23 protein-coding genes and 2 tRNA genes are annotated in these 26,847 nt (G+C 54.0%); 15 read left to right on the forward strand and 10 right to left on the reverse strand.

Features of this window, described 5'->3' with window-relative positions:
* The first annotated feature begins 30 nt into the window (after window positions 1-30).
* Window positions 31-2,103 carry a tetratricopeptide repeat protein gene (locus tag RIC29_11110; GenBank protein ID MEQ8735465.1) on the forward strand — a complete coding sequence of 691 codons (2,073 nt, stop codon included), beginning with the start codon at window positions 31-33 and terminating at the stop codon, window positions 2,101-2,103.
* A 30-nt stretch (window positions 2,104-2,133) separates the two neighbouring features.
* Here the strand turns inward: RIC29_11110 and RIC29_11115 are convergent, their stop codons facing one another.
* Entirely contained in the window at window positions 2,134-7,071 is a 4,938-nt protein-coding gene (locus RIC29_11115; protein ID MEQ8735466.1) for an NAD-glutamate dehydrogenase, read from the reverse strand.
* A 201-nt stretch (window positions 7,072-7,272) separates the two neighbouring features.
* On the opposite strand from RIC29_11115, the gene RIC29_11120 reads away from it, so the two are divergent.
* Both RIC29_11120 and RIC29_11125 read left to right on the forward strand, forming a co-directional pair.
* On the forward strand, window positions 7,273-8,043 hold the full coding sequence (locus tag RIC29_11120; protein ID MEQ8735467.1) for an FkbM family methyltransferase: 771 nt from the start codon (window positions 7,273-7,275) through the stop codon (window positions 8,041-8,043).
* Window positions 8,018-8,746 carry a 2OG-Fe(II) oxygenase gene (locus tag RIC29_11125; GenBank protein ID MEQ8735468.1) on the forward strand — a complete coding sequence of 243 codons (729 nt, stop codon included), beginning with the start codon at window positions 8,018-8,020 and terminating at the stop codon, window positions 8,744-8,746. The genes RIC29_11120 and RIC29_11125 overlap by 26 nt, the downstream gene beginning before the upstream one ends.
* A gap of 125 nt (window positions 8,747-8,871) precedes the next feature.
* On the opposite strand, the gene RIC29_11130 is transcribed toward RIC29_11125, so the two are convergent.
* The gene (locus RIC29_11130) at window positions 8,872-9,255 is read right to left on the reverse strand and encodes a c-type cytochrome (protein ID MEQ8735469.1); all 384 of its coding nucleotides are present in this window, start codon (window positions 9,253-9,255) and stop codon (window positions 8,872-8,874) included.
* Between the two features lie 382 nt (window positions 9,256-9,637).
* Between RIC29_11130 and RIC29_11135 the strand changes: the two genes are divergently transcribed.
* Window positions 9,638-9,925 (forward strand): encapsulin-associated ferritin-like protein, encoded by a 288-nt coding sequence (locus RIC29_11135; GenBank protein MEQ8735470.1) that lies wholly within the window; start codon window positions 9,638-9,640, stop codon window positions 9,923-9,925.
* Between the two features lie 182 nt (window positions 9,926-10,107).
* On the opposite strand, the gene RIC29_11140 is transcribed toward RIC29_11135, so the two are convergent.
* A tRNA-Gly gene (locus tag RIC29_11140) sits at window positions 10,108-10,182 on the reverse strand.
* 219 nt (window positions 10,183-10,401) lie between these two features.
* Here RIC29_11140 and trxA point away from each other — a divergent pair.
* From trxA to RIC29_11160, 4 genes are read left to right on the forward strand one after another with little or no spacing between them, the layout of a single operon-like run.
* Entirely contained in the window at window positions 10,402-11,337 is a 936-nt protein-coding gene (gene trxA / locus RIC29_11145; GenBank protein MEQ8735471.1) for a thioredoxin, read from the forward strand.
* A gap of 9 nt (window positions 11,338-11,346) precedes the next feature.
* Window positions 11,347-12,093, forward strand: coding sequence for an LON peptidase substrate-binding domain-containing protein (locus tag RIC29_11150; GenBank protein MEQ8735472.1), 747 nt, complete (start codon window positions 11,347-11,349; stop codon window positions 12,091-12,093).
* A gap of 27 nt (window positions 12,094-12,120) precedes the next feature.
* Window positions 12,121-12,306 carry a Trm112 family protein gene (locus tag RIC29_11155; GenBank protein MEQ8735473.1) on the forward strand — a complete coding sequence of 62 codons (186 nt, stop codon included), beginning with the start codon at window positions 12,121-12,123 and terminating at the stop codon, window positions 12,304-12,306.
* Window positions 12,307-12,354: 48 nt separating this feature from the next.
* Complete coding sequence (locus RIC29_11160) at window positions 12,355-12,726, forward strand: DUF971 domain-containing protein (GenBank protein ID MEQ8735474.1); 372 nt, start codon at window positions 12,355-12,357, stop codon at window positions 12,724-12,726.
* Window positions 12,727-12,750: 24 nt separating this feature from the next.
* Here the strand turns inward: RIC29_11160 and RIC29_11165 are convergent, their stop codons facing one another.
* Window positions 12,751-13,992 (reverse strand): UbiH/UbiF/VisC/COQ6 family ubiquinone biosynthesis hydroxylase, encoded by a 1,242-nt coding sequence (locus RIC29_11165; GenBank protein MEQ8735475.1) that lies wholly within the window; start codon window positions 13,990-13,992, stop codon window positions 12,751-12,753.
* Window positions 13,993-14,106: 114 nt separating this feature from the next.
* On the opposite strand from RIC29_11165, the gene RIC29_11170 reads away from it, so the two are divergent.
* Together RIC29_11170 and RIC29_11175 are read left to right on the forward strand one after the other, a co-directional pair.
* The gene (locus RIC29_11170) at window positions 14,107-15,072 is read left to right on the forward strand and encodes a sulfotransferase domain-containing protein (protein MEQ8735476.1); all 966 of its coding nucleotides are present in this window, start codon (window positions 14,107-14,109) and stop codon (window positions 15,070-15,072) included.
* Window positions 15,073-15,255: 183 nt separating this feature from the next.
* A tRNA-Thr gene (locus RIC29_11175) sits at window positions 15,256-15,330 on the forward strand.
* Between the two features lie 26 nt (window positions 15,331-15,356).
* Here RIC29_11175 and RIC29_11180 read toward each other — a convergent pair.
* Complete coding sequence (locus RIC29_11180; protein MEQ8735477.1) at window positions 15,357-15,506, reverse strand: hypothetical protein; 150 nt, start codon at window positions 15,504-15,506, stop codon at window positions 15,357-15,359.
* A gap of 150 nt (window positions 15,507-15,656) precedes the next feature.
* On the opposite strand from RIC29_11180, the gene RIC29_11185 reads away from it, so the two are divergent.
* Window positions 15,657-16,010, forward strand: a complete 354-nt coding sequence (locus tag RIC29_11185; GenBank protein MEQ8735478.1) for a hypothetical protein — start codon at window positions 15,657-15,659, stop codon at window positions 16,008-16,010.
* A gap of 53 nt (window positions 16,011-16,063) precedes the next feature.
* Here RIC29_11185 and RIC29_11190 read toward each other — a convergent pair whose 3' ends face one another.
* From RIC29_11190 to RIC29_11210, 5 genes are all read right to left on the reverse strand, one after another.
* Window positions 16,064-17,611, reverse strand: coding sequence for an ABC transporter substrate-binding protein (locus tag RIC29_11190; GenBank protein MEQ8735479.1), 1,548 nt, complete (start codon window positions 17,609-17,611; stop codon window positions 16,064-16,066).
* Window positions 17,608-18,402, reverse strand: a complete 795-nt coding sequence (locus tag RIC29_11195) for an IclR family transcriptional regulator C-terminal domain-containing protein (protein MEQ8735480.1) — start codon at window positions 18,400-18,402, stop codon at window positions 17,608-17,610. The genes RIC29_11190 and RIC29_11195 overlap by 4 nt, the downstream gene beginning before the upstream one ends.
* 244 nt (window positions 18,403-18,646) lie before the next feature.
* Window positions 18,647-19,390: a Bax inhibitor-1/YccA family protein gene (locus RIC29_11200; GenBank protein MEQ8735481.1), complete on the reverse strand. Its 744-nt coding sequence runs from the start codon at window positions 19,388-19,390 to the stop codon at window positions 18,647-18,649.
* 187 nt (window positions 19,391-19,577) lie between these two features.
* Window positions 19,578-22,133 (reverse strand): FtsX-like permease family protein, encoded by a 2,556-nt coding sequence (locus RIC29_11205; protein MEQ8735482.1) that lies wholly within the window; start codon window positions 22,131-22,133, stop codon window positions 19,578-19,580.
* 7 nt (window positions 22,134-22,140) lie between these two features.
* Window positions 22,141-22,872: an ABC transporter ATP-binding protein gene (locus tag RIC29_11210; protein ID MEQ8735483.1), complete on the reverse strand. Its 732-nt coding sequence runs from the start codon at window positions 22,870-22,872 to the stop codon at window positions 22,141-22,143.
* Between RIC29_11210 and RIC29_11215 the strand changes: the two genes are divergently transcribed.
* The 4 genes from RIC29_11215 to RIC29_11230 all read left to right on the forward strand — a co-directional run bounded on the left by RIC29_11215 (window position 22,871) and on the right by RIC29_11230 (window position 26,745).
* Complete coding sequence (locus RIC29_11215; protein ID MEQ8735484.1) at window positions 22,871-23,647, forward strand: arylesterase; 777 nt, start codon at window positions 22,871-22,873, stop codon at window positions 23,645-23,647. The two genes, RIC29_11210 and RIC29_11215, sit on opposite strands and share 2 nt — an antisense overlap.
* The gene (locus RIC29_11220) at window positions 23,644-24,777 is read left to right on the forward strand and encodes an FIST C-terminal domain-containing protein (protein ID MEQ8735485.1); all 1,134 of its coding nucleotides are present in this window, start codon (window positions 23,644-23,646) and stop codon (window positions 24,775-24,777) included. Before RIC29_11215 ends, RIC29_11220 begins: the two co-directional genes overlap by 4 nt.
* A 75-nt stretch (window positions 24,778-24,852) precedes the next feature.
* The gene (gene thpR / locus RIC29_11225) at window positions 24,853-25,410 is read left to right on the forward strand and encodes an RNA 2',3'-cyclic phosphodiesterase (GenBank protein MEQ8735486.1); all 558 of its coding nucleotides are present in this window, start codon (window positions 24,853-24,855) and stop codon (window positions 25,408-25,410) included.
* 252 nt (window positions 25,411-25,662) lie between these two features.
* The gene (locus RIC29_11230) at window positions 25,663-26,745 is read left to right on the forward strand and encodes a CbiX/SirB N-terminal domain-containing protein (protein MEQ8735487.1); all 1,083 of its coding nucleotides are present in this window, start codon (window positions 25,663-25,665) and stop codon (window positions 26,743-26,745) included.
* The last annotated feature ends 102 nt before the right edge of the window (window positions 26,746-26,847 follow it).

Consider the following 26,847-nt stretch of genomic DNA (forward strand, 5'->3'; position numbering starts at 1 on the left):
CGTGGTGCAGGAACTGTATAGGTTAAGGGCATGACGAATGCCACACCCACAATAGAAGACCGTTTCCAAGACGCCGTCTCTGCGTATGAACGTGGAGACTTGTCTATGGCATCCGCTTTGGGCGACTCCCTGATCACCGATGCACCAGATTTTGCCGATGCAAAAAACCTGATGTCGGCCATTGCTCAGGATCTGGGCCAGCTTGCGGAGGCTGAAACGTATGCGCGCTCTGCACTCATAATCGAGCCTACCAATCCTGTTTACCATAATACCTTAGGCAATACGCTGCGGCGCTTAGGCCGCACGGATGATGCGATCAGGGCGTTTGAGTTGGCGCGACGTGGAATGCCCGATCAACCGGATATTTTATTTAATCTGGGCAATGCGCTGCGCGATGCCGGTCGGTTTGACGAGGCAGTCAATGCGTTCCGGGCCAGCCTCTTGATCAAGCCTGGTGTTGTGGCGGCTTACAACAATCTGGCGATTACCTTGAAGTCGATGGGTGATCCGGAAGGCGCGGCCACCGTTCTCATCGAAGGCTTGGCTTATGCGCCGAAATCTCCGGAACTCCGCTTTAATCTCGGCAATGCCCTCCAGGCCGCCGGTCGCGCGGATGCCGCAGAATCTTCTTACAGGCGCGCTGTGGATCTTCGCCCAGAGCATGCGGAGGCGTGGGTCAACCTTGGTGTTGTGCTGGCGACCCAAGGCAAAAAATCTGAGGCGGACGCCGCCTTCAAACATGCCATAGAGCTCGATAAGGATTTATCGCAAGCTTATGTTGGCTTGGCCGACCTGGCCGACGACGGCAGTCTTGATGCAGTGGCGCATCGCAGGCAAGTACTGGATATGCGTCCGGACCTCGCCGCTATTCGGTCGAGCCTGCTGATGTGCCTTCACTACTCTGCAAAGAGTACACCCGAAGATTTGACGCGAGAACACCTCACTTTCGGCGAGCGGCACAATAATCCGCAGGCCCAGTGTGTCCGTGAGGGCTACGATGTTCAGCCAAACCGGCAACTGAGGCTTGGCGTCGTTTCCGGTGACTTCCGCTTTCACGCAATGCTGTTTTTTGCCTTACCCGTCTTGGCCGCACGCGATCAAGAGGATTGGATATTGTATTGCTATTCAAATACGGCCTTGCCTGATTCCCATACCCAACGTTTTCGGCAAGCGGCGGACCACTGGCGCGATATTAAAGGCATTTCTGACCAAGCCCTGAGTGCGCTCATTGCGAAAGATGAGATTGACGTGTTGATTGATCTGTCTGGCCACGCGCCTCACAATCGACTGCGCGCCTTTGCCGAAAAACCAGCGCCGCTGCAAGTTGCCTGGGGAGACTACGTTGATACCCGGGGGTTGGACGCGATCGACATTCTGATCGGCGATCCTGTGCACACGCCCCTGTCTGAACAAGACCGATACGTCGAAAAAGTGGTTCAACTTCCCATAGACTATATTTGTTATCAGCCCCCGTCTTATCTTCCGCCATCGCCGATGGCGCCCGTTGATAAAAGTGGCTGTGTAACGTTTGGGACGTTCAGTGAACTGACAAAAATTCAACCTGAAACGATAGCGTTGTGGGCTGCTGTTTTAAAAGCTGTTCCGGAGTCCCGTTTTTTGGCGAATGGCTATCTCCTGGCTGACGAAGGCCGCCAAGGTCAACTCTATAGCGCCTTTATGGAGAATGGCATCAGCACGGATCGGATTCTTATTGGAACAGGCGGTGAGCATTCAGACTTTCTGGATCAATATTCTCAGGTCGATATCATTCTGGATACCTGGCCCTACTCCGGAGGGTTAACCACCTGCGAGGCGTTATGCATGGGTGTGCCTGTTGTGACGCTAAGGGGAGACCGGTTTTGTGGGCGGCACGCCACGGCCCATCTTGGCGCCGCCGGGTTTCCGCAATGGGTGGCTGAAACGGAGGACGGTTTTGTCCGCATCGCCGCAGATCTTGCCGCGAAGCCAGAACAGCTCACGACCCTGCGGCGGCAGATCAGGCAAAAAACCTTGGCATCGCCGCTGTGCGACGTGTCGCAGTTTTCGGCGGCATTTTACGCTCTGCTCCGCGGCCAGTGGCAAGCCAAAGTAACGTCAGGTTAGTTGTTGTCCGGGCTAAATTATTTGCCCGCATCAGGCGCTTGAGACAAGCGCCGCCAGCTGTCGGTTGGTGACGGTCAACATCGCCAGGCTGATCTCTTCTGAATTCCGCAATTCCTCATTGAGCTGGTCAAACCGTTCAACACCGGTGTGATTATTTTCAATCCAGTCGGCCAGGATTTGGCCCCCACTCTTTCCTTTTTTGGCCTTTCCGCCTTTGGATGTGCTGCTCAATACTTGCTTGGTAATGGCAGACTGCAACGCAAAAATTTCTTCAATGGCAGCGGATACAGCCAGCTTTTGCCAGTGGGTTCCGGAGGACATCGCGCGCGCGCGCGCTCTTAAAACGCCAAGACCAAAGCGATTGCCAACACAAAAATAAGTCTCTGCCGTGTCCGCGATCGATTTCTGGGTTGCTTCTGAAATATGTGCCACATCGTTGGCCGCGGCTAACCGGTAAAGTGAGGCCACTTTGTGGGCAAGAGCCTTCGGCACACCGTTATCAGAATGAGTCGACGCGACACCGTCTATGTAACTTTTCACTTCCGGCGAGACAACTTTTGCAAATATGCGTTTGAACTCTGCCACTTGCGGACCAAGCGATTTCAGGACCGCGGCCACGTCAATGGGCGATGGTTTATTACGCAAGAGCCACAGCACGCTGCGTTCAATCATGCTGTAGACATCTTCCAGCATGTGGGTTTGTGTTAGGGCGGAAACTTTATTGTCTAAAGCTTCAATATCATTCCAGACAGAACGCAAATCATAAGCCAGGCGCGTAACCAGATAGGCCCTCACCACGTCAACCGGTCCAACACCGGTGCGTTCCATCATCTGAGTCATAAATGAAGCGCCGACCCGGTTGATAAAGCTGTTGGTCGCAACTGTTGCAATGATTTCCCGGCGCAGTTTGTGATTTAAAATCGCATCGGGATATTTCTTTTGTATGGGTTTGGGGAAGTATGAAATCAGATCATCTTCCATCATCGGATCATCGGGCAGACCGCTTTGAACGACTTTGTTGTACAGCCACATTTTGCTGTAAGGCACCAAAACCGAAATTTCCGGTCGGGTGAGTCCCTGGCCTCGCGCACTCCGTTCAACAATCGTTTCATCATCCGGCAAAAACTCTAAGGCCCGGTCTAACAAGCCATCCCGTTCCATAATTTTCATCGCGCGCTGTTGGGCATCCAACACACTGGCGCCGCGCGCTTCAATAAAGCTGATGGTTTGGGTTTGTTGATAATTATCTCGCAGTACCAGACCAGATACTTCTTCTGTCATCTTTTCCAGAAGCTGGTTGCGGGCCTTTAAAGTCAGCTTGTTGTTTTGGACCAAGCCATTCAGAAGAATTTTGATATTCACTTCATGATCAGAACAGTCAACTCCGGCAGAGTTGTCTATGGCATCTGTATTCAGCTTGGTTCCGTTTAACCCGCAGGCGATGCGCCCGCGTTGCGTAACGCCCAGGTTTGCGCCTTCCCCGATAACCCTGACGCGCACATCGTCTGCATTAATGCGAATGGTATCATTGGCGCGGTCTGAAGCATCAGCATGGCTTTCATCGTCTGCTTTAATGTAGGTCCCAATCCCACCAAACCACATCAGATCGGCTTCCGCTGTTAGGATTGCGGTCATCAACTCGTTTGGTGTGACCTGAGCTTTCTCTAGCCCCAAGGCTTTGCGAATTTCAGGCGAAATTTTAAGGGACTTGGCGCTACGCTCGAAAACCCCACCGCCTTTAGATATCAGTTTGGTGTTGTAGTCCGTCCAAGAAGACCGCCCCAGTTTGAACAACCGGTTGCGTTCTTTCCAGCTGCTGGCGGCATCCGGGTCGGGATCAATAAAGATGTGCATGTGATTGAAAGCGGCCAGCAGTTGAATATGCTTTGACAGCAGCATGCCATTGCCAAACACGTCACCCGACATGTCACCAACGCCAACAACGGTAAAGTTTTCCTTCTGGGTGTCTAACCCCAGCTCACGGAAATGCCGTTTGACCGACTCCCATGCCCCTTTGGCGGTTATGCCCATGGCCTTGTGGTCATACCCATAAGTGCCGCCTGAGGCATAGGCGTCGCCCAGCCAATGCCCGTACTCGTCTTCTGAAACCGCATTGGCAATATCGGAAAAGGTCGCTGTCCCTTTGTCTGCGGCCACCACCAAATAGGGGTCGTCGCCATCGCGGCGCACCACCTTCTTAGGCGGAACGACTTTATCATTAACCACGTTATCGGTGATATCGAGCAACCCGCGTTGCATGATTTGATAACAGGCGATGCCCTCCGCTTGGAAGGCTTCCCGACCACCTGCTGCAGGCGGGTTCTTAACAATGAATCCGCCCTTGGACCCGGTCGGCACAATAACGGCATTCTTGACCATCTGTGCTTTCACCAGCCCGAGAATTTCAGACCTGAAATCTTCGGGGCGGTCCGACCATCTTAAGCCGCCGCGGGCGACGGCACCGCCGCGCAGGTGCACCGCTTCGACCCTGGGGGAATAAACAAAAATTTCTTTCCACGGGCGTGGTTGCGGTAAGTCATCAATAATCCGGCTGTTAAGCTTCAGTGACAGATAATCTTTTGCGACGCCGTCCGTGCTGGTCTGAAAAAAGTTTGTGCGCAGCGTTGCCTCAATCAGCATCAGGTAGCGGCGCAGAATTCTGTCTTCGTCTGCGGATACAATCTCATCCAAGGCACTGATAATCTGTGCGCGCACTTTGTCGGCGTTTGATTTTTTAGATGCGCTTGACTTTTTAGAAGGCTTCCGGCGCGTTAAGGACGGATCAAACAACGCCATAAACAAGTCTATCAGAAGTCGTGCGACGGCTGGGTGAGACGTAAAGGCGCTTTCCACATAGGCTTGAGAGAACGGGAAGGCCGCTTGCCGGAGAAACTTTGCATACGCCCGTAAAATCACCACGTCCCGCCAGGCCAGGCCCGCCAACGGAACCAACCTGTTAAAGCCGTCGCTTTCCATTTCACCAGACCAGACACGCGAGAAAGCCTCGTGCACACCATCCCGGACTTCCTCTGGTTGAATGACATGACCGTTTGAGACTTTTAGCGAGAAGTCATGAATCCAAAGCGGACCGCCACCAGTCGTACTTCCACGGGGGGTCACCTGAAAAGGCACCTCGCCGACAACCGTAAAGCCCATATTTTCGATCACCGGCAACACGTCTGATAAAATCAGCGGCTCGCTCTTCGCGTAGACCTTAAGGTGCAACTGCGTCTCGCGTTTTTCATTACGTTGGTCATGCAAGTGCAGCGCGACTTTTTGATCACGCAGCACGGCTTCAATTTTACGGATGTCAAAGACAGTCTCTTCAAACGAATAGGTTTCGCGATAGGCCACAGGAAAAGCATGTGCATATCTATCGTGCAGGTTTTTCGCTTCGGCCTCACCATGTGCGTTCGCTAACGCCGTCTCAAGGTCATCTTGCCAGGCGCGCGCCGCGGCAGAAATTTCTGCTTCCAAAGCCTTAACATCGACCAGCGGCATTTTGCCCGGTGCTGTGGCGATAATGTAGTGAATGCGGGCCAGGGCAGAGTCCGTTACCTGGGTATAGAATGACGAGACCCGGCCGGCGAAAGCTTCAGTCAATAGATCTGCGATGGTTAATCTGAGTTGGGTATCAAACCGGTCTCTTGGCACATACACAAGGCAAGACACAAAACGCTCAAAGTTATCACGGCGCACAAATAACGCCGTTTTACTGCGTTCTTGTAAATGCAGCAGACCAAGCGCAACGTCGATCAGGTGCTCGTCTGTGCTTTCAAAAAGTTCGTCACGCGGCAAATTTTCCATGATGTTCTGCAAGCGTTTGCCATCATGGCTGTGTTTGCGAAAACCGATATGGTCGCGAATACGGTCAATCTTCCGTCGCAGAACAGGCACGAAATTTGGGCTGCTGGTGTAGACGTCGGCCGTAAACATACCGGCAAAAAATCTGAGACTGACAACTTTTCCTTGTTCGTTATAGCATTTTACGATCACCACATCGTAGTGAACCCGGCGATGCACAGTCGCCCGGTGATTGGCTTTGACAATCAACAGAGGCTGCGACTCATCTAGAAAATCTGCAAAAAGCGGTGGGACCGGGGCGCCGCTTCGCACGCCATCAAACATCACCAAGGACGGCTTTTTCAAAACCCCAAGGTTGTTCTCACGCTGCACATGCAAAATTCGGTTTTTGCCTTTGGCTTCGATCGTAAATTCGCGATAGCCAAGAAAAGTGTAATGGTCGTCGTGCAACCAATGCAGAAAGTCTTCAACTTCTTGAGCTTGGCTTGTGTCCAGCCCTGGGGATCCGCCATCAAAGTCTGCCGCAATGTGTGCAGCTTGCCGACGCATCTCGCGCCAGTCGTCAACGGCTAGGCGCACATCACGCAAAACAGAGCGCATCGTGTCACCAATACGTTCAATCGTCTCGTGATCTGTCTCTTTTGGAATTTGCACATGCATGACAGATTCAAAATGAACGCCCTTTTCCTCCCGCACGACTTCGTCAAGGAAAGGTTCGTCTTCCGGATAAACGTCAATCAATGTGCCGTCGGTGTCGCGTTTCACCGGAATCACGGGGTGGATGATAAATAGCGCAGGCTCTCCCAGGCGCTCCAGTTCTGCCGTCACCGAATCAACCAGGAACGGCATATCATCATTGATGATTTCAATGACCGTGCGTTCCGTTGGCCAAACCTCTTTTCGGCCCTTTTTGGTATCTGGGGTCAGCACCCGCAACAGGGGCTTGCCGACGGGCCTGTTTTTTGAAAATTCAAACGCCGAGACCGCCGCTGCATAAAGTGCGCCGGGCGAGGCATCCACCAAGTCAGCGGGGGGAGAGTCTTCGTAAAACTGCTGAATAAAGTGTTTGAGCGGGCCGCGCATTTTAGAGCGCTCGTACTCAGAGGCGAACGCAACCGTTTTGCGCACCAGACTGGTTTTGGTGTCTTCGGCTGATTTTGTCATGCTTGCTGCCCTCACAATTGTGTGTGCGTGACGCCTTGTGGTAAGTCACCAGAACACGGGATAACGCTCAAAAAGGCGTTACAACACTGGCCGACAATTCTATCACGTTTATCAGAATTAGTACGGAGGTCGGCGTGAACATGTCTGCAAAACGATTAATGAAATGTCTTTTTATTGCTTTGATCTATATTTGGGATTTCTATGATGACGCCTAACGATAGCGCAGTGGGTGGATATAAGGTACCTGTTGCTGAACTCTCAGTGAATAAAACCAAAATATCTTATGCCGCACCCAATCAAGCAGTGTATTGGCGTGTCAGTACTTTTAACACCAAAGAGCCAGAAACCGTGAAATGGATCGCAGGGTTCCAGCCCGGAGAGGTTTTTGTCGATATTGGCGCAAATATGGGACTGTATAGTCTGTTTGCAGCCGCATACTCCAAAGTTCAGGTGTTTGCTTTTGAGCCCGAATCGCAAAACTATGCGCTCCTTAATCAAAATATTCGCCTTAATAATATGGCGGACTCAGTGGTAGCGTGGTGTTGTGCACTCACAAATAAACATTCAATTGATCGGCTGTATATGAGTCATGTTGATGCGGCCACGTCAGGACATGAATTTGGCGACGAAGTTAATCATGAACTGAAACCTGTGCAGTCTGCTTTTGCGCAGGGTTGTTTGGGATATGCTCTCGATGATTTTGTTGCCGCGCAATCTATTCCAGTACCGAACCATGTAAAGATAGATGTCGATGGTTTTGAGCACCTGGTCGTCGAGGGCGCTTTACAAACCTTCGCGAATACAAACCTGTGCTCGGTGCTGATCGAGATCAGCCCTCATTTGTCTCAGCACGCTCAATTAATAGATATTATGTGTGATCTTGGATTTGTATTCGACCCAAATCAGGTCGAGCGCGCAAGACGCAAAGAAGGCGGCAACAAAGACTATGCAGAATATATTTTCAGGCGCTGAAACCTATGTTTCAAGAAAAATAACTCAAGCCGTTGTTTCACGTGACCCTTTTGAGCACTGCATCATTGATGATGTTCTGCCAACTGCAGTTTTTGATGCAATTCATCAGAATTGGCCAAAAGATACAGATATGATGCGTCTGCCTGGTACCGGTCGCACAGAAGCATATAAAGAACGCCTGGTCATGCTGTTGGAAGACCGCTTTTTTGCAGACCAGCCGCCAGAAATGGAAGAATTCTGGGTCAATGTTGCTTTCGCAGTGATGAGTACAGCCGTGATCACAGCATGCTACCATAAATTTAGGGCTACGCTGGAGGCCCGCGTTTCACATCTAAAAGGGGTGGGACGATTAGACCCTGAATTGTTGATTGTCAGTGACCGCAGTGATTACAAGATAGGCCCGCATACGGACTCGCGTGCTCGCTTATTGAGCCTTTTATATTACCTGTCGCCGGATTCAAAGTATCGCACTTACGGCACCGGTCTGTATAAGCCTAAAAACCCAGACATGCCGGTGAATGATATCTTGCATCATCCCGTCTCAGAGTTTGATTTGGTTAGCCGCGTTGAATACCGCCCCAACCGCCTCGTTCTTTTTCCGCGAACGGACCATTCGTATCATGGCGTTGAACCTGTCTCGGTTGAAAATTGTGATCGCCGATTACTTATCGTCAATATTCGGGCGCCGGAGGGTGCTCTTTAAAAGTGCTATGTTAATAACTTGTGGAATGGACAAAAAAACAACAGGCTCAATTGAATGTACTGTAATGAGCTTAGTGTTTAGAAAAAACGGACCGGCTAATACCTCCCCGCTGCGCGTTTCTGGCTCTACAGCGAATGTTTCAGAAACTCGATCAAGTCAGCACGCGCGTCTTTGTCCCGCACACCATGTGCCACCATATCAATACCCGATCCCATCATGGTCAGCGGGCTGGCGAGGTATGTGTCCAGAGAGTCTGCCGTCCAGATAATTTTAGAATTTTGCATGGTCTCTGAATAATTGAAGTCCGCCAAACTGCCAGCCCGGCGGCCAAAAACCCCCGCTAATGAAGGGCCTTGAATAACTTCACCGCGTTTTAAGCTATGACAGCTTTGGCAACTCATTCTGAATTCCCGTTTGCCGGCATCAATGTCTGGTCGGGCCAGCGTTTGACCGGCACAGAGCATAAGGGTGAAAAATGTGGTGCATAGAACTGCGAGCTGTTTTGCCATTTTTTGGTCCCCTTGGTGTGGCGGGCGGTTGGGCTGTGGTAGGGCCTGCGTCCGAGGTAAAATTCAGTCAGGTTCAAGATTAGCGAAACATACGCGAGATTAGCATTTTACACCGCCATTCTGAACGACCACCGTCACTTATACGCAAAACATTGGTCTTGCATCTTGATATTGATCAACGCGCTCACGGCACAAAGGCCAGTCTGGCTTATTATGGTGCAGACAGTGCAAAGACGCTAAATATTCCACTAAGTAAGCTCGCGTCATGCGTGAGCGAGGTTGGGTCATGTGGGAGTGCACTTTCTATGTTTTGACAAACTTAAAGCGACCAATCTAGTTTAAGTCATAACCAGCATACATTCTGAAACGCAAAGGAAGAGCCATGTCGAACGAAGGGTACCATGAACCGGTCAATGAATTGTCTGACGAAACAAAGGATATGCACCGCGCAATAATATCTTTGATGGAAGAGTTAGAGGCGGTGGATTGGTATAATCAACGCATGGACGCGTGCAAGGACGATGATCTTAAGGCCATTCTTGCTCATAATCGGGATGAAGAAAAAGAACACGCCGCCATGGTGCTGGAGTGGATTCGACGAAAAGATAAGACCTTCGATAAGGAACTCAAAGAGTACCTTTTTACGGACAAACCACTCGCTCACAAGTGAACCCTGAGCCTGATGTTCCGTCAGCTTTTCGAACCATCCTTGCCGGGTTAAACGGCACAGATGTGAGAAAGTAAGTATTCATAGCGCCTGCCCTGGGTGTTTCCCGGGCGCTCCCCCAGCGCACACAAAAACACGCATGCCGGATTACATGCGCTCTAACTGACTAATTTCGTGAGAGAAAATGGAGCGGGCGAGGCGATTCGAACGCCCGACCCCAACCTTGGCAAGGTTGTGCTCTACCCCTGAGCTACGCCCGCTCGGCGTGCGGTTTAACCAATAGTGACCGCAGAAGGACGCGGACTATACTCAATTAGGTAGTGTTGGCAAGGGGTTGGTCGCTCAGGTCCTACGATAATCTGGCCGGTATCCCTTGCGTTGAGGCGCATTTGGTCGCATCTAAAGGGTAATCAAGGCCCAATCGGGCTAACAAGAAAGCCCAACAGGGCGAACCACGCGTGAAAAGGCGAAGAGGCGTTATGCTAGTAGGAGACACATCTGGCGGGACCACGAGCCCCTCAGCAGCCCCAAATTCGGGCGATCTCGTCAAGGAAAGCAGCACAGAAACCTTTCAGGCTGATGTGCTTGAGGCGTCCAAGTCGGTTCCAGTCATTGTTGATTTCTGGGCCCCCTGGTGTGGTCCCTGCAAACAGCTTGGCCCGGCGCTTGAAAAACTGGTCGTCAGTTATGGCGGCCAGGTCAAAATGGTTAAAATCAACGTCGATGAAAACCAGCCTCTGGCGGCGCAGTTCCGGGTGCAGTCTATTCCGGCTGTGTTTGCTTTTAAAAATGGTCAGCCTGTGGATGGTTTTATGGGCGCGCTGCCAGACAGCCAGCTCAAAGCGTTTATAGATAAACTGACCGGCGGCCAAGGCTCGCCTATTGATGCGGCGTTGGAGCAGGCGGAAGCCCTGTTTGCGGAAGAGCAGTTCGAGCAGGCGCTGGCCATTTACCAACAGATTCTGGGCCAGGACCAAGAGAACGTGATCGCCCTGGCGGGGGCGCTGCGCTGTTATATGGGTCTTGGTCAGGACGATATTGCCAAAGAGGTGCTGCAACAGTTTCCTGAGGACCTAAAGACGAAACCAGAAATTGCGGCTGTTGTGACGGCGCTTGAACTGAAAGAAGCCACGGCCTCTGGTAACGATGCCGCTGAAGAGATCGCAGCCCTGGAGAAAAAAATAAAAGCCAAGCCAAAAGACATGCAGGCGCGTTTTGATCTCGCCATGGTGCGCTATGGTGCCAAAGATCACGCCGGCGCTGTTGCCGGCCTGCTTGAAATCATTAAGCTTAATCGTAAGTGGGAAGATGATGGTGCCAGAAAACAACTCCTGAAGTTTTTTGAAGCCCTTGGTCCCACCGACCCCGTGACCGTGGATGGCCGCCGTCAACTGTCTTCTTTGCTCTTTAACTAAGGGTTTATTGTGTTCAGCCCCGTTTCGACAAAACCTTCTGATCTGCCGAAAGAGCTTCCGGTTTTTCCGTTGTCTGGTGCGCTGCTGCTGCCCGCTGGTCGCCTGCCACTGAATTTGTTTGAGCCGCGCTACCTCAATATGTCTCTCGATGCCCTGGCGACGGGCCGCATCATTGGCATGATTCAACCGAACTACGATGCCATGGGCGGCGTGCACCCCTCTGACGAAGACGATGACGACATCGGAGCGGATGTAGATCTTGAGTCAGGGGCACCCCTTGATCTGCACGACGATCAAGCACCTCCCTTATATAAAACCGGCTGCGCGGGACGCATTGTTTACTTCGAAGAAACAGATGATGGCCGGCTGCTTATCGCGCTCAAGGGGCTGAGCCGCTTTCATGTGGTTGAGGAACTCGACAGCGTGAAAGGCTATCGCAGAGTTCGCGCCGACTACGGGGCGTTTCCCGATGACATGAAACCCCCGCAAGAGTTTGATCTTGATCGCGAGTCGCTGCTGGACACCCTGCAACCCTATATTGATGCCCAGGGGATGCGGCTGAAAGTGGAAATTATTAAAGGGTTATCGGATCACACTTTGGTCTCGTCCCTGTGCATGATTTGTCCTTTCGACCCGCGCGAGAAGCAGGCGTTGCTGGAAAGCAAAACACCGCAAGACCGGGCGGATATGCTCCACGCCTTGCTGCAAATGGGTGTGTTTGCCACTGGCACCTCCGACGGCCCGCGGCAGAATTAGAATTAATCTTCAATAGACGGGGGCTCCATGGCGACCGCAGACGTAGACTCTAAATTGTTGGATATCCTGGTGTGCCCAGTAACAAAAGGCCCGCTCGAGTATGATCGTGAGGCCCAGGAATTGATCAGCAAGAAAGCCGGCCTTGCGTTTCCCGTGCGTGACGGTATTCCGATTATGCTGCCCGATGAGGCGCGGCGCATCGATGAGGACTGAGGCTGTCGCGGTGCCGTTGCCAACAACAGCGTGCTGTGCTGTGGCTCTATGACCGATGATGCAACGGATCTGCCCTGGCCGGAGGATCTGGCTTACGATCCAGCCTCAAAAATTCTAACGGTCACGTTTGAAAACGGTGAAACTTTCGCCCTCCCGGCGGAGTATTTGCGTGTTGAAAGTCCGTCGGCTGAAGTCCAGGCCCATGGGGGCGAGAAGGTGATTGTCGGGGGGCGGCGGCATGTCGGGATTATGAAAATAGAGCCCGTGGGCAACTACGCCGTGCGGCTGGTTTTTGATGATCTTCACGACACCGGCATTTACTCCTGGCGCACACTTTATGAATTAGGTCAGCTGCATAAAGCGCGGTGGGCAACCTATCTTGAGGCGTTGTCCGCCAAGGGTTTAAAACGCGACCCTTAGTTTGTGTTTTTAGCGCCTCTCCTGTTAGCCCGGCGCGTGACCCCGCATCAGGTTAGGCAAATCCCCCACCTGGCCCATGGCATGGCGCATCAGAGTCTGGCGCAGCGGCGGCAGCACGTTGACCGTTGCTAGCCCAATATCACGCAGTGTTCTCAGAGGTGGAATGTCGTTCGAGAACAGCCGGTTTAAAAGGTCTGTCGTGCCAGCCATCAATATATTATCGGCCCGCCGCCAGCGTTGATAGCGTGCCAACCCTGCCGTATGGGCCAAATCAAGGCCGTAGCGTTTGGCATCCACCAGAATGTCTAACAAGGCTGCCACATCGCGAAGACCCAGGTTCAAGCCCTGTCCGGCGATGGGATGAATACCGTGGGCCGCGTCACCAACAAGCGCAAGCCGTTGATCCGTGTAGCGTTCTGCAATCTGCAGCCCCAACGGGTGATCAAAGCGCGGCCCCACCAAAGACAACGTGCCAAGGAATCCGCCAACGCGCTGATCAATTTCTTGCAGAAACGCAGCGTCATCTAACGCCATGAAAGATCTGTAGGTCGAGGCTTTCTCCGTCCACACCAACGACGACTGATGGCCGCCTTTCAGGGGTAGAATGGCGAATGGCCCAGACGGCAGAAACCGTTCATGGGCGATGCCGTTGTGAGACCGTTCGTGTTTAATCGTGGCCACAATGGCCTGTTGATCATACCGCCATCCGGTCACATTAATGCCAGCACTCTGCCGTGTTTTTGAGGCGCGTCCGTCAGCGGCGACAATCAGTTGGCCAGAGACCAAACGGCCATCATCCAGGTGGACCTCAGTGTGGGTTTCGTCACGTTTGATGTGATCCACGTTCACGGGTGCGAGCACGGACAGATTGTCCTGCGCTGCCATCAGCGCCAGCAGCCCTGTTCTTAGCGTCCGGTTTTCGGCCATATGGCCCAGGGGCTGATCGCCAATCTCTTCATGGTCGTAATGCAAAAACATCAAAGACGAACCGTCAGACACCCTGATTTCCCGGATCTCGCCGGTTTGATCGGCAATCAAGGGCCATAACCCGATGCCCTCCAGGGCAATGCGGCTGGCGTGGGCAATGGCCGAGGCGCGGCCATCGAGGGTTGGGGATAGGGTTGCGGCGGGGTCAGAGCGGTCAACCATAACGGTTGAGATGCCGTTGGCCGACAATCCACAGGCCAGGGTGGACCCGATCAGGCCCGCCCCTATCACAATAACGTCGGTTTCTATGCGTTCAGCCATACCGTGGATTTCGCTCATGCGCGCGGTCAGGTCAACCGCAATCGGCGGTAACGTCTTCGAAGCGCTTTAATTTTGTGCATTATCCGCGCATCGGCAATAATATGAAGAATGATCTTCAGTAAGGCAAAAGCAGTGACTAGCGAAACAACAAAATTGCGTTCTCAGGATTGGTGTCTAATTGCATCTCTGAAGAAATCCGGCTCTCTGTATACACATGCTTTACTTCAGGCCGCAGTTAAGTCTTTAGGTCATCCAGATTCACGCCCATACAATGCGACACCTGTTTCGCAGTGGTATCCCATTCTTCGACATACTCCAAATCTATATTCTCTGTCTGAGCATACTCAAACAGTTTTCGCAGACTCGGAAAATAGAACGCACTTTAGTTCTTCAGATGTTGCGTTTTACGAAGCGATTTGTTCCGAAAATCTTAGCAAACATGTTTCGGGAATATTGGGATGCCTGAATGACACTGAACGTATTACACTGTCTTGTGAACGGATTCACAGGTTGCTGTCTCTCTATCCGGCTGGGAAGCCGACCATAACGGTTGATCCAAATTTCCTGATGGACAACGGTATCTTCGCAACTAACTTTTTGTTTGAAACCTTAAGGTCCAGATTGTCAGGTATAAACATAAGACCTTTCGTCGTTGTGCGGAATCCGCGCGATGTTATGAATTCATATATTCAAATGCTCTTCGAGCATGAAAAGGAAACACCTGAGAGTATCAGTAAATCAAAAAATTACTTATTCAAAAAGGCTTATTTCTCAGGAGCGCTACATTTGATACGTGGTCACGGTGATGTTGTCGTATTTGATTTCAAATTTCTTAAGGACGATCCTTTGGGTTTTTTATCAACTATCGGTCAACACTTAGGCATTAAATTGTTTAACCCTGATACTATCCAGTTGCCAGTAATTCCAAATAAATCAAAGGCCAAAGCCGAAGATATAATGCCAGCGGAAGATTTGGCCCGCCTCCATGCAGAATTAGTTGGCGAAGTAGAGACTTACAAACAACTTTTTAAACATGGCAGCACTGTTGTTCTCTCGTCTATAGATGTTCCTGAGTACGTCCGTCAGTTGCCAAAATAATAGTTAACTTATTCGAAACGTTAAAGTATGTAACTACTGACAGTTGTATCGCGATTTCACCGGTTAAGAGGGGCAAAGTCTTCGAAGCGCTTTAATTTTGTGCGTTCATGCTCTATGGTCCCGCCGCTTTCAAGATTGGGCGGCATCAGTGATTTGCCCAACTTCGTATGCCCAATTTAGTATGCCGACGTAGCTCAGGGGTAGAGCAACTGATTCGTAATCAGTAGGTCCGCGGTTCAATTCCGCGCGTCGGCACCATTTATTCTCGTCAGTCGCCTTTTTGTCTAGCAGTTCGGCATCAGCCACACTGTGTCTTCCCGTATGCCCGAGCGAAACCCCATCGCATAGGACACATACATCATCGACGTCATCAGGCCGCCGACCAGCGCCACCATCATAATGCGTCGCGTCATCCGTTTTGCGTTGCTGCTCAAAACCTGCTCCCCACATGCGTTGCCGCATTATGGTTACATATTCCAGCAGAGCAAAACAGGCGGCTTCAAATATCGCTTCGTTTATTTTTCTGATAGGAGTAACTTTCTCGCATCATGTTCAAGTCTTGGTCTCAGGAAAGGCACCTCATCATGATTATAAAACTCTGCATCGGCGCTGTATTATCTGTGCTGACAGTCACAGCGGTTCAGGCTCAGCCTGCCATGGAGCACAAGGGACCCATGGGTCCCATGGGCCGGGGCGAGGGCGGCGCCAGCCCGGTCATGATGAATTGTGCGGCAGACCTCAAAGAATTTTGCGACGGTCAACGCGGCATGCCCGGTGTGCAGTGTTTGATGGAAAACATCATGGACATTTCAGAGCCCTGTGCCGATGCGTTGGATGAAGCCAGTGCAAATATGGGTCAAGGCCATGGTAATACCGAGGGCAATGACGAGGGTGATGCTGAAGATGGCTCCGACCCTGACTCCGGCGCTGAAGACTAAGCTCTCCTTCAGCGGGTTTATTTTTACCGGGTTTATTTTCACCGGGTTTATTTTCACCGCGCTGGCGCAAACTCTATGTCGTGATAAGCGATGTTCGGCGGATTAAGGGTCAGCGCCGTTATGTTAGGGCGCGTTGCCATCCGTTGACTGGCTGTGGTCAGCAGCAGGGCGGGGGCGATCTCACGCATCATGCCCAACACGGTCTGCAAGTGCTGCTCACGGGCGGCCGGATCCATAATGCGATCGGTCTGTTCGATGGCGGGCATGACGGACTCATCACAAAAAAACGGCACCGCTTTGGCGCAGGAAAAATTACGCATAGGCCGAATGGCGTCGGCATACGCGCCGGAATCCCACATCAAAGAAAACGCATCGGTATCGCCCCATGCGTTGCTCTGAAACTTTCTGAGCCATGAAGCAAAAGGTGGCGTGCGCACGGTTGTGTCGACGCCCACGGCGCGCAAATCCTGCGCCACTTGCTGATAGAGCAAAGTATCAACCGAGCTAAACCCCGTCAGCACTTCAATGGTCAGGGGAAACCCGTCGCCATATCCGGCCTCGTTCAGCAACGCCTTCGCCCGTGCCGGATCATAGGGTATCGGGTCAAGGTCCGGGTCATAGCCAAAGGTGCCAGCGCTTGCGCCCTGACTGGCCGGGGCCGCAAGGCCGCCAAATAACACATCGGCAATCAAGGCCCGGTTGACCGCGTAGTTCAGGGCTTGCCGCACTCTTATATCCTGCAACGGTGAGTCCGGGTTGCCAACCGTGCGAAAGGCGATGGATGACACCTGGGCACCGCCAAAGCTCCACACTTTAAAACCGGCGCTCTCAACCAGCGCGACATCATCAACGCTGAGAGATTCCAGCACATCAACTTGTCCGGTCAGCAACGCCTGAATCCGCGTTGTCGCATCGGCGACCGTCCAGAGCTCCAGCACGTCGATGTTTTTCGGCGCGCGCCAGGACTCTGTATACGCATCAAAGATCATGCGACCGGAGGCTTGGCCCCAGTCGCGCAGTTTGAACGCGCCGGTGCCGACGGGGGCCTGGGCAAAGCCGTCTGGTCCCAGCGTGTTCCATGTCTTGGGTTCAGGCACAGAGATCAGCGCCATGCGCTTGGGCAAAATGGCATCCGGTGCGGTGGTGATCACGGCCAGGGTCAGATCGTCCATCACGTCAAGGTTGGCGATGGTGTCCACTTCGGTCGCGACATAAAACCGCCGTCCGTCGTCACTTTTCAAATACGTCAAAATGGCTGCAACCGACTGCGCGGTTAACGGTGCGCCGTTATGAAAGGTGACGTTTGGACGAATCTTAAATTCCCACCGCGTGTCGTTCACCAGGGTCCAGGACTCCGCCAGGCCCGGCTTCAGAACGCCGCCCGGACCGATAACAGTCAAACTGTCAAACAGCGCACTCCACACCCCCGATCCCGGTTGACCAACACTGGTCAGAGGATTGCCCAAACTTGGCGGGGCCGCATTGCGGGCAACGCGCAACGTTGTTTCGGCCTGTGAGGACATGCTCATGGACATGCCAATCAACAGGCAGGCGGTCAGACTCACACCTGTTAAGGCGCGAGGTTTAACTTTGGCGGTCAAGATGGTTGCGCTCCTAGAGGTTCTGTAGGGAGGTGTTCCGAGGAATATCGTATCCCAATGTCTTTCGCGGTGTTTTTCAAGGGGCCGGCATAGGCCGCAACCGCTTCAGAAAGTGTTTTGGCTGAGGTGTAAAAGCGCAAGACGATGCAGGCGATAATGTTGCCGCCGGCAAAAACCGGCACTGATAAATTGCTGACCCGATGAGTGCCTTCCACGGTTGCGTACCCGGAGCGGCGAATCTCAGCCAATGTGTCCAAAAGTGTCTTTACGTCATCTGCGCTCAGTGTGGATGCGGTTTGTGAGGCAAGCTGGATCAGATCAAGCAACAACTCTCGTTCCGCAGCAGGACAGAAAGCCAGATAGGTTCGCCCCGCCGCGCTTGTGACCATCGGCATCCGCAATCCCGCCGAGATCAATTCCATGGTCAACGGCGTATCCAGATCCGTTGTCATTTTCACCACCATGTCGGTCCCAGAGGGGATGCAGAGTGACAGCGGCCACACTACGTTATGACCCAGCGCATCCAGAAGGGGTTTCGCCACCGTGGTAATCCAGCCTGTGGCCGCATAGCCATCGCTGAGGCCCCGTACATGATCGGTCAGCCAGTACCCGCGATTGGCCAGATCTTTGACCGCGTAGCCTTCGGCGATAAAGGTCTCCAGCATGCGATAGGTCGTGCCGCGCGACAGCCCTGTGGTTTTGGCCAGCCAGTTCAAGCTGGCCCCATTGTTGCGATTGAGCGTCGCCAGCAAATGCAAGCTGCGTGCAACAGAGCGGACAGTTTCGGTCATACTGTTTCGGTCATACTGTCGGTCATGGCAGGTTGGCCCTTTTCTGCTTTGGACCTTAAGCGTCTATCACCGTATTTCCGACCGTTTCCAGCATCTAGATCGACAGGCGAACCGCCGTAAACAACATGACGAACCGCCATAAGCCATATTTCAGGTAAAAAAAAGAGCCCGGGCTTTGGCCCGGGCTCTCTGCATTTATTTTGGCAGTCCTTAAGATTATTCGCGATTACCGCAGTCCTTAAGATTATTCGCGATTACCAAGGAACATCAGCAGGAACTGGAACAGGTTGATGAAGTTCAGGTACAGAGCAACCGCACCCATTACGGCGGCATGCTCTTCCTTGTCTGAGCCTTCAACCTGGAAGTAGGTGCTTTTAATGCGCTGGGTGTCATACACGGTTAGGCCAGCGAAGATCAGCACACCGACCACGGGGATGACAAAGCCCATCACGCCACTTGGCCAGATCATGTTGACGATCATCGCCACAATCAAACCAATCAGGCCCATCAGCAGGAAGGTGCCCATGCCCGACAGGTCTTTTTTAGTGGTGTAGCCATACAGGCTGAGCCCTGCGAAAGCCGTCGCTGTAATCACGAAGGTACGGGCGACGCTCACACCGGTGTAGGTCAGCAGGATGGTTGAGAGGCCCACGCCCATGGTGCCGACAAACAGCCAATACAGAAGCTGCATCGTCCCGGCGCTACGGTTCTGTCCGGCAAAGCTCATGAACAGGATCAGGCCAAGTGGCAGGAACATCGAGATCAAGCCGAGACCGGTGTAGCCAGCAAGCCGGCCATCTTCGACCTGAAAAAACAGGTTGATCAGACCAGAATTGGCAACGGCAAAGGCCACAATACCGGACAACAACAGGCCGGAGGCCATGTAGTTGTATACTCTCAACATATACGCCCGCAGGCCTTCATGGATGGCGGCGGATTCTACGCCAGCGGCTCCAGTTAAAGTTCTGCGATCAAGTTCGGTAGCCATAGTGCTCCTCACAAAGGTTACGATCAGCTCATCGCGGTTGTGTCATCTCATGACGCCGCTGAGCCAGTGCCGTTAATATTGGGTCTTTTGGCGCTGTCTTCAACGTTAATCGGATGTTTTTTATGTAAGAATCGTCTCGAGACGGACGATTTTTCGGCTGTAAATCGATTCGCGCGCGTTTTTGAGACTAATCGTTGCGCAAGAGCGGTGCCGCCTTAATGCCCAAAGCCCGCCAAACGCCAGCAAAACCAGCCAACAAGGTGACGGCGATACAGGCGACGATGACCCCGCCGACAATCCCAGGGAATAAAATCCAATCAATTTTCATGACGAAAACCAGCACCGCCCAAGCCGATAAGCTGCCGACGACGGCGGCAATGGTGCCGGTGGCGAGGCCGAGCAGGCAGTATTCAAACACAAAGGCTTTCAGCACATCAGCGCGGGTCGCGCCCAACACTTTCAGCACAACGGATTCATAAATCCGGCGCGCATGTCCGGCGGCAATGGCCCCGGCCAGAACCAACGCCCCTGCCACAATGGCCACCGCTGCGGTCACCCGCACCGCAGTGCCCAGTGCCCCCAGCACCTGCTCTAAAATTTCCAGGGCTTCACGGACCTGAACAATGGTGACGTTCGGCATTTGATCCACCACCGCCCGTTCAATCGCTTCTTCGGTACCAGCTTCAGAATTCACTGTTGCAATGTACATCCCTGGTGCGCCGCGCAGCGCGTTGGGGGAAAACACCAAGGCAAAATTCATGGTGCCGTCTTCCCAGCGGATATCGCGCAAGTTGGCCACTTCGGCGGTGATCTCACGTCCCAGAATATTCACGGTCAGGCTATCGCCAATGTCCAGACCCAGACCTTCGGCCACCCGGGAGTCTATGGACAGAAAATTTTCGTCCTCGTTGTCTTCCGCCCACCAGTCGCCCTTCACCAGCTTCGCATTCTCAGGCTTAACGGCGGCGGTTGAAATGCCACGCTCGCCGCGCACCGCCCAGCGGGCATCCGGGGCAATGTTGGCGTCGGCGGCCGGCACGCCATCAATCTGGGAAATCCGCCCCCGGATCATCGAGGCCAGAGTGACCTTATCCACGCCCGCTTGTGCCTCAACCGTTGCTTTAAACTGCTCGGTTTGATGGGGCTGAATGTCGATGAAAAACATGCTCGGCGCTTGCTCGGGCAGTTCGCCGTTGATCTGTTCGTTAAGGTTGGACTCAAGCAGCGCAATGCAGACCAACACCGAGAGGCCAAGTCCGAGCGACAACACGACCGATGTTGTTGGGTTCCCAGGCCGGTACAGGTTGGCCATCGCCAGGCGCAAGGTCGGGCGGCCCGCCGTCATGCCGCCGCGTCTGCTCGACAGTTTGGCGGCCAGGTTCATCACACCCGTTGCGGCAAACCGAAACAGCACTAGCGAAACCGCGGCCCCGACGACGAAGAAGAAGGCGAAACTCGGGCGGTCGGCGGTGAAGATCGTGAAGGCCCCAAGCGCGAGACTCAAAACAATCAGACCGGCCATGTAACGCTTGCGCGGCCAGCGGCGAATGTCACTCAGGAATTGACGGAACAAGGCGACCGCCGGAATTTCCCGGGCCTTGGCCAACGGCCACAGTGCAAAGACGGCGGCAGACAGCACACCAAAGATGGCCGCTTTAATCAGTGGCGCGCTGTAGATGCCAAAGCGCGCGTCCACGGGCAGCATGCCGCCGATGGCATTGGCCGCAAGGAACGGCACGCCAGCGCCGATCAAAAGACCCAACGCAATACCGATCACTGACAGCACCGACAACTGTATGGCGTAGATGCTGAAAATTAACCCGCCCGGCGCGCCCAGGCATTTCAAGGTGGCAATGGTGGTCAGCCGTCCATCCAGATAGGCCCGCGCCGCGTTGGCCACGCCAATACCACCGGTCAGCAGGGCGGTCAGGCCCACAAGGGTGAGGAACAGGGTGACGTTATCCAGAAACACTTCCAGGCTCCGGGCGGCTTGATTCAAGCCCCGTATCCGCCAGCCGGCATCGGGGAAATCCACCTTCAGGGATTCGCGAAGGTCGTCCGGGTTCACGCCAGGGGTGACGCGCACATTGTAAACGTAGCTGATCAAACTGCCCGGCTGGATCAGCTGGGTTGCGGACATTGCCCCAGTGGCGACCATCACCCGGGGGCCTGCGGTGGCAAAGCTGATCACCCGGTCTGGCTCTTTGTCGATGAAGGCGCGAACTTGCAGATCGCCTTCGCCAACCCGGATGATGTCGCCGATCTCAATGTCCAGGCGTGTTTTCAAAACCGGATCAACCGCCGTGCCCCAATAGCCGCCGTTCTCTGCCAGAACATCCGGCAGGGGCAGCGCGGGTGTGATGCCCATGGCACCGTAAAGGGGATACAGATCATCAACCGCCTTCAGTTCAATCAGCGTGCGTTCGCGGGTGTCGCCCGTAGAGATATCAATGGAGCGCGCCATCGACCGCATGGTGATTTGACCGCTGACGTCGCCGGCTGCTTCAAGGGCGGCGCGTTCTTCGGCGTTGACTTCGCGGTAGGTCATGGTGGCTTGCAGGTCGCCGCCGAGCAACAGTTGGGCGTCTTCTTCAATGCCCGATTGAATGGCCTGGTTCAGGGATCCCGCGCCGGCAATGGCGGCAACGCCTAAGGCCAAACAGGCAATGAAAATACGAAAGCCACCCAAGCCGCTGCGTAATTCCCGGAAAGCGTATCGCACGGCGAGAGAAAAAGACGGCATGGCAAATTTACTCCGCGGCAGCTGTGGTCAATCCTTCGCCGGCGATCACGCCGTCGCCAATTCTCACCACGCGCTCGCATCGCGCGGCCAGTTTCATGTCGTGAGTAATCAACATCAGTGTGGTGTTGCTGTTGTCGTGCAATTCAAACAGCAGGTCGATGACCTGTTGTCCGGTGCCACCGTCCAGGTTGCCGGTGGGTTCGTCCGCCAACAGCAGTTTTGGTTTCACGGCAAAGGCGCGGGCCAGGGCCACCCGCTGTTGTTCCCCGCCAGAGAGTTGCCCGGGGTAGTGGGTCATACGGTGGCTCAGTCCCACCGCCTTCAATTGTTCTTCGGCGCGATCAAAGGCGTCATCGCGTCCGGCAAACTCCAGCGGCACGGCGACGTTTTCCAGCGCGGTCATGGTGGGAATCAGGTGAAACGACTGAAACACAATGCCGATGTTGTCGCGGCGGAACAGTGCCAGGCCATCTTCGTCCAGTGCGGCGTAATCTTGTCCGGCCACCACCACGCGGCCACTGGAGATGCGCTCCAGCCCGGCGGTGACCATCAACATGGTGGTCTTGCCAGAGCCCGAAGGCCCAACCACGCCAAGGGCCTCTCCTTGAGGCACAGTCAATGAAACACCCCGCAAAATATTGACCTTGCCTGCTGGTCCATCCAAGGTGAGGTGAACGTCATTCAGGTCTATGGCCGGCTGGTGACGTGTAACGTCGAGTTGATGCGGAGTTTCAGTCATGATTAAGCGCACCCTTACCACGCGGAGGGGTGTTTTGTTAGCCCTCGTTTCATTGGTGATGTTGTCTGGATATTCTGTAGGGTCTTACGCGGGCCAACTCAACTCAGATCAAAGATTTATCCAGATTGCAGACAGCGGGACGCGTGCCGAAGCACTTCGTATTCTCGTTCTTGGCGACAGTCTCACGGCGGGATACGGCCTTGAGGATCTCGCCTTGGCCTTCCCGGCACGCCTGCAAGAAGACCTCCAGGCCAAAGGCTATAATGTCGAAATTCTGGATGCGGGCATTTCCGGCGATACAACCTCTGGCGGACGCTCACGCCTGGATTGGTCGTTGGCCGAAGACCCCCACGCCGTAATTGTCGAGCTGGGCGGCAACGATGGTTTGCGCGCCATCGATCCCGATGTCACTTACGATAATCTCAAAACCATTCTCACCCGGTTGAACGCCGAAGGTCTGCCCGTTTTGCTGGCCGGTATGATGGCGCCGCCCAATCTGGGCCGGAACTACGGCGATCAGTTTTTCGGTGTGTACACGCGTCTGGCCGGCGAATTTGATGTGGTGTTTTATCCCTTCTTCCTCGACGGCGTGGCCGGTGAGGCAGATTTGAATCAGAATGATCGTATTCATCCCAATCCCGAAGGCGTGAACGTCATCGTCGGGAAAATCCTGCCCTATGTGGAACAGCTCATTGAACGTGCGGAGAAAACCCAAGCGGTGCAGGCAAAAGACTCGCGCTCCCAAGAGCCTCGTTCTTCCGATCCCTCTTTATGACGCGCTTTGCCAGCGCTCTTGCAACGGGCGAGGATTGGAAAAGCGTTCTGGCGGACGCGGGTCAGCAACTCGAACACACCAGCCGAGTCAAACTGCCCCATGGGGATGGTCTCGGCATGGTCTACGTCACCGAACCGCTAGCACCCAATTTCTCTGATATCGTCACCACCCTGAAAGAACGCACCGGTGTGCCAAACTGGGTCGGCTGCGTCGGGTATGGCATTTGCAGCGCCACCGCCGAGCATCAAGATGCGCCAGCGTTATCAGCAATGATTGCCCCATGGGCGGCGGACAGCTTTCATGTCTTTGACTCCGTCACCACGGTCGAGGACATCTCCCCCGTGCTGTCAGGGGCATGGGCAACCTCTCATGGCCCGGTGTTTGGCTTGGCCCATGGCGATCCCCGTAACCGTCATATCGCCAGTTTGGTCGAGGCCCTGCCCGCGGCCGGCAATGGCTACTTCGTGGGCGGCCTCACCAGCTTGAATGACACGGCGACCCAGATGGCTGGCCAACCGACCGGTGGGGGTCTGTCCGGTGTTCTGTTGGCGGCGCAAATCTCTGTCATGGTCACGCACAGTCAAGGCTGCTCGCCGGTCGGGCCGCTGCATCGCATTACCGCCGGTGAACGGTCGATCATTGCCGCGCTCGATGGCCGCCCCGCCGTGGAGGTGCTGAAAGAGGATATTGGTGAAGTTCTGGCGCGTGATCTCAACCGCATCGGCGGATACATCCATGTTGCCATGCCGGTCACGGGCAGTGACACCGGCGACTACACGGTCCGCAATTTGGTCGGGCTCGATCCCAATGGCGGCATGCTGGCGGTCGGCGATGATGTGGATATTGGCGATCAGATTATGTTTGTCCGGCGTGACCCGGGCACAGCGCAGCAAGATTTCACCAAACGTTTAACAGAACTGAAACATCGCATTGGCGATCGGCCCATCCGTGGCGGTGTTTTTGTGTCGTGTGTGGCGCGCGGTGCGGCCATGTTTGGCGCGGCTGGCCGCGAGGTTCAGCTGATTGGTGAAACGTTGGGCGACTTTCCGCTCACCGGTTTTTATGCCAACGGAGAATTCTGCGGCAACAGAATGTATGGTTACACTGGGGTCCTATCTGTGTTTTTATAAAGCTGTCGTCTCGGATGTTTTAACCCGTGCATAAAATTCTTTGCGCGGGCTGATAGGTGAGAGAGGTAAAGCACTATGTTCCGCTTATTTGTGGGTCTTGCTCTGCCGGAAACCGTCCGCACCCAGTTATCTCTTCTTGCTGAAGGGCTGCCTAGTGCCCGCTGGGTGGATCCAGACAATTATCATATGACACTCCGTTTCATCGGTGAGGTTGATCGTCATGCCGCCGCCGATATCGACAGCACCTTGCAGCGGATCGACACACCGCCTTTTGAATTTACGCTGTCCGGTCTAGGCACCTTTGGACAAGGCCGCAAAACACGCGCCATGTTTGCCCGGGCGCAACCGTGCCCCGCCCTCACGCACCTGCAAAGCAAAGTGGAATCAGCGGTGGTGCGGGCCGGTCAACCGCCCGAGCCGCGCAAGTTCAGCCCCCATGTCACCCTGGCCCGGTTCCGTGCGGCGAATCCTGTCCGCATTCAGTCTTTTGTGGAACACCACAGCCTGTTCTGGACGGACCCGGTCCCCGTGGATCGCATTGTCATGTTTGAAAGTCATATGGGCAAAGGCGGCTCGGTTTATGATGAGGTCGCGGCGTATCCGCTCGGCGACTCTGTCCGCATTTCCGCATAACTGCCGCATCATCTCTGTCCCAACGGCCACCGTGCTCCTCTGCTGCGCGGTTTGGGTGGATGCCCTGAAAGGCGCGCCATTGCTCGGATTCGAGGCGGACCAGGGTGGACTCCTTCTGATTTCCCTTGACCTGACCGGTCCTGGACGATGGTATTGATCACCACTTGATCTGTGCGCCCCGGTTTGACCCATGTGGTGCCTGCGCCAACTATAAGAGCAAGTCCGCTGCCAAATTTGCTGGAGGTTAATTCTATGCGCCCCTATTTATCCCGATTTCTCTCTGTGATGAGCGGTGTCGCTCTGGTTAGCCTGATCTCTGCGCCTGGATTTGCGCAAAATATGGACCATTCTCAAATGGATCATTCTCAAATGGATCATTCGCAGATGGACCACTCCCAAATGGATCATTCTGGCCATGAGATGAGCCAGGAGGAGTACCGCATCCTCCGCGAAAAGGTCATGCAGTACCAAACCATGAGCGATGAAGAGATCATGGGCAGCATGATGATGATGCCCCCCACCTACGAGCGCTATGTCAGCGCTGCGTCTCTTAAGGGCGATCTCGGCGTGATCGTTCTGGCCCATGGCGCAGGGGAACCAGGCGATACTTTTTTTGCGGAGTCTCTTGGTGGCTTAGCGTCAACGTACCCGACGTCCATTGGCTTTGGTATGGCGATGATGAACGGCGATCATCTTCAAACCGCTGTTGATAATCTGGCCGAGGCGGGCGCAAAGCGCATTGTCGTCGTCCCCGCCGCCTTGTCCGCCTCCGGCTCGGTGTATGAACAATGGGCTTATTACTTTGGCGAGCGCGAAGAAGCCTCGTATCTGCCCGCACCGCGCGTCAACCAAACTGTCCCGGTCACATTGGGCGTGCCGCAATCCAGCCACCCGTTGATTACGGAGATGCTCACTGATCACGCTATGGAAGTGGTCAAAGACCCGGCCAACACGCTCGTGATTATTCTTGGGCATGGCCCTGAAAAATATGAAGACAACGTGCTTGAGTTGGCGGTGCTCGACACCCATGCAGCTCGCATGAAGGCCGCGGGCGTGTTTGCCGATGTGCGGTCTTACAATCTGCAAGACGATGCGCCTGCACGTATCCGCCAAAACAATGTCGACGTCATGCGCAGTTGGATCGACAACGCCGCCGCCTACGGCAAAGACGTGGTTGTGGTTGGATACCTGCTGTCAACGCGCGGCGTGCAGCATAAAATTGCCTCAGACTTCGAAGGTCTGACCTATGCCTTTAACGAGAAAGGTCTGTCGTCCAATCCAAAATTTGTGCAATGGATTGAAGCGGGCGTCACCGAATTTGCTGGCAAAATGTAAGCAGAGTTTTTCAAAGATATCATTTCCCACAGATAGCCACAGATATATTGATCCACCTTTTGGTCATTGCCCTGTTTATCAGGGCAATCCATGGATCAGCGG

The sequence above is a fragment of the Rhodospirillaceae bacterium genome, from assembly GCA_040219235.1.
GTDB lineage: Bacteria > Pseudomonadota > Alphaproteobacteria > Rhodospirillales > Rhodospirillaceae > WLXB01.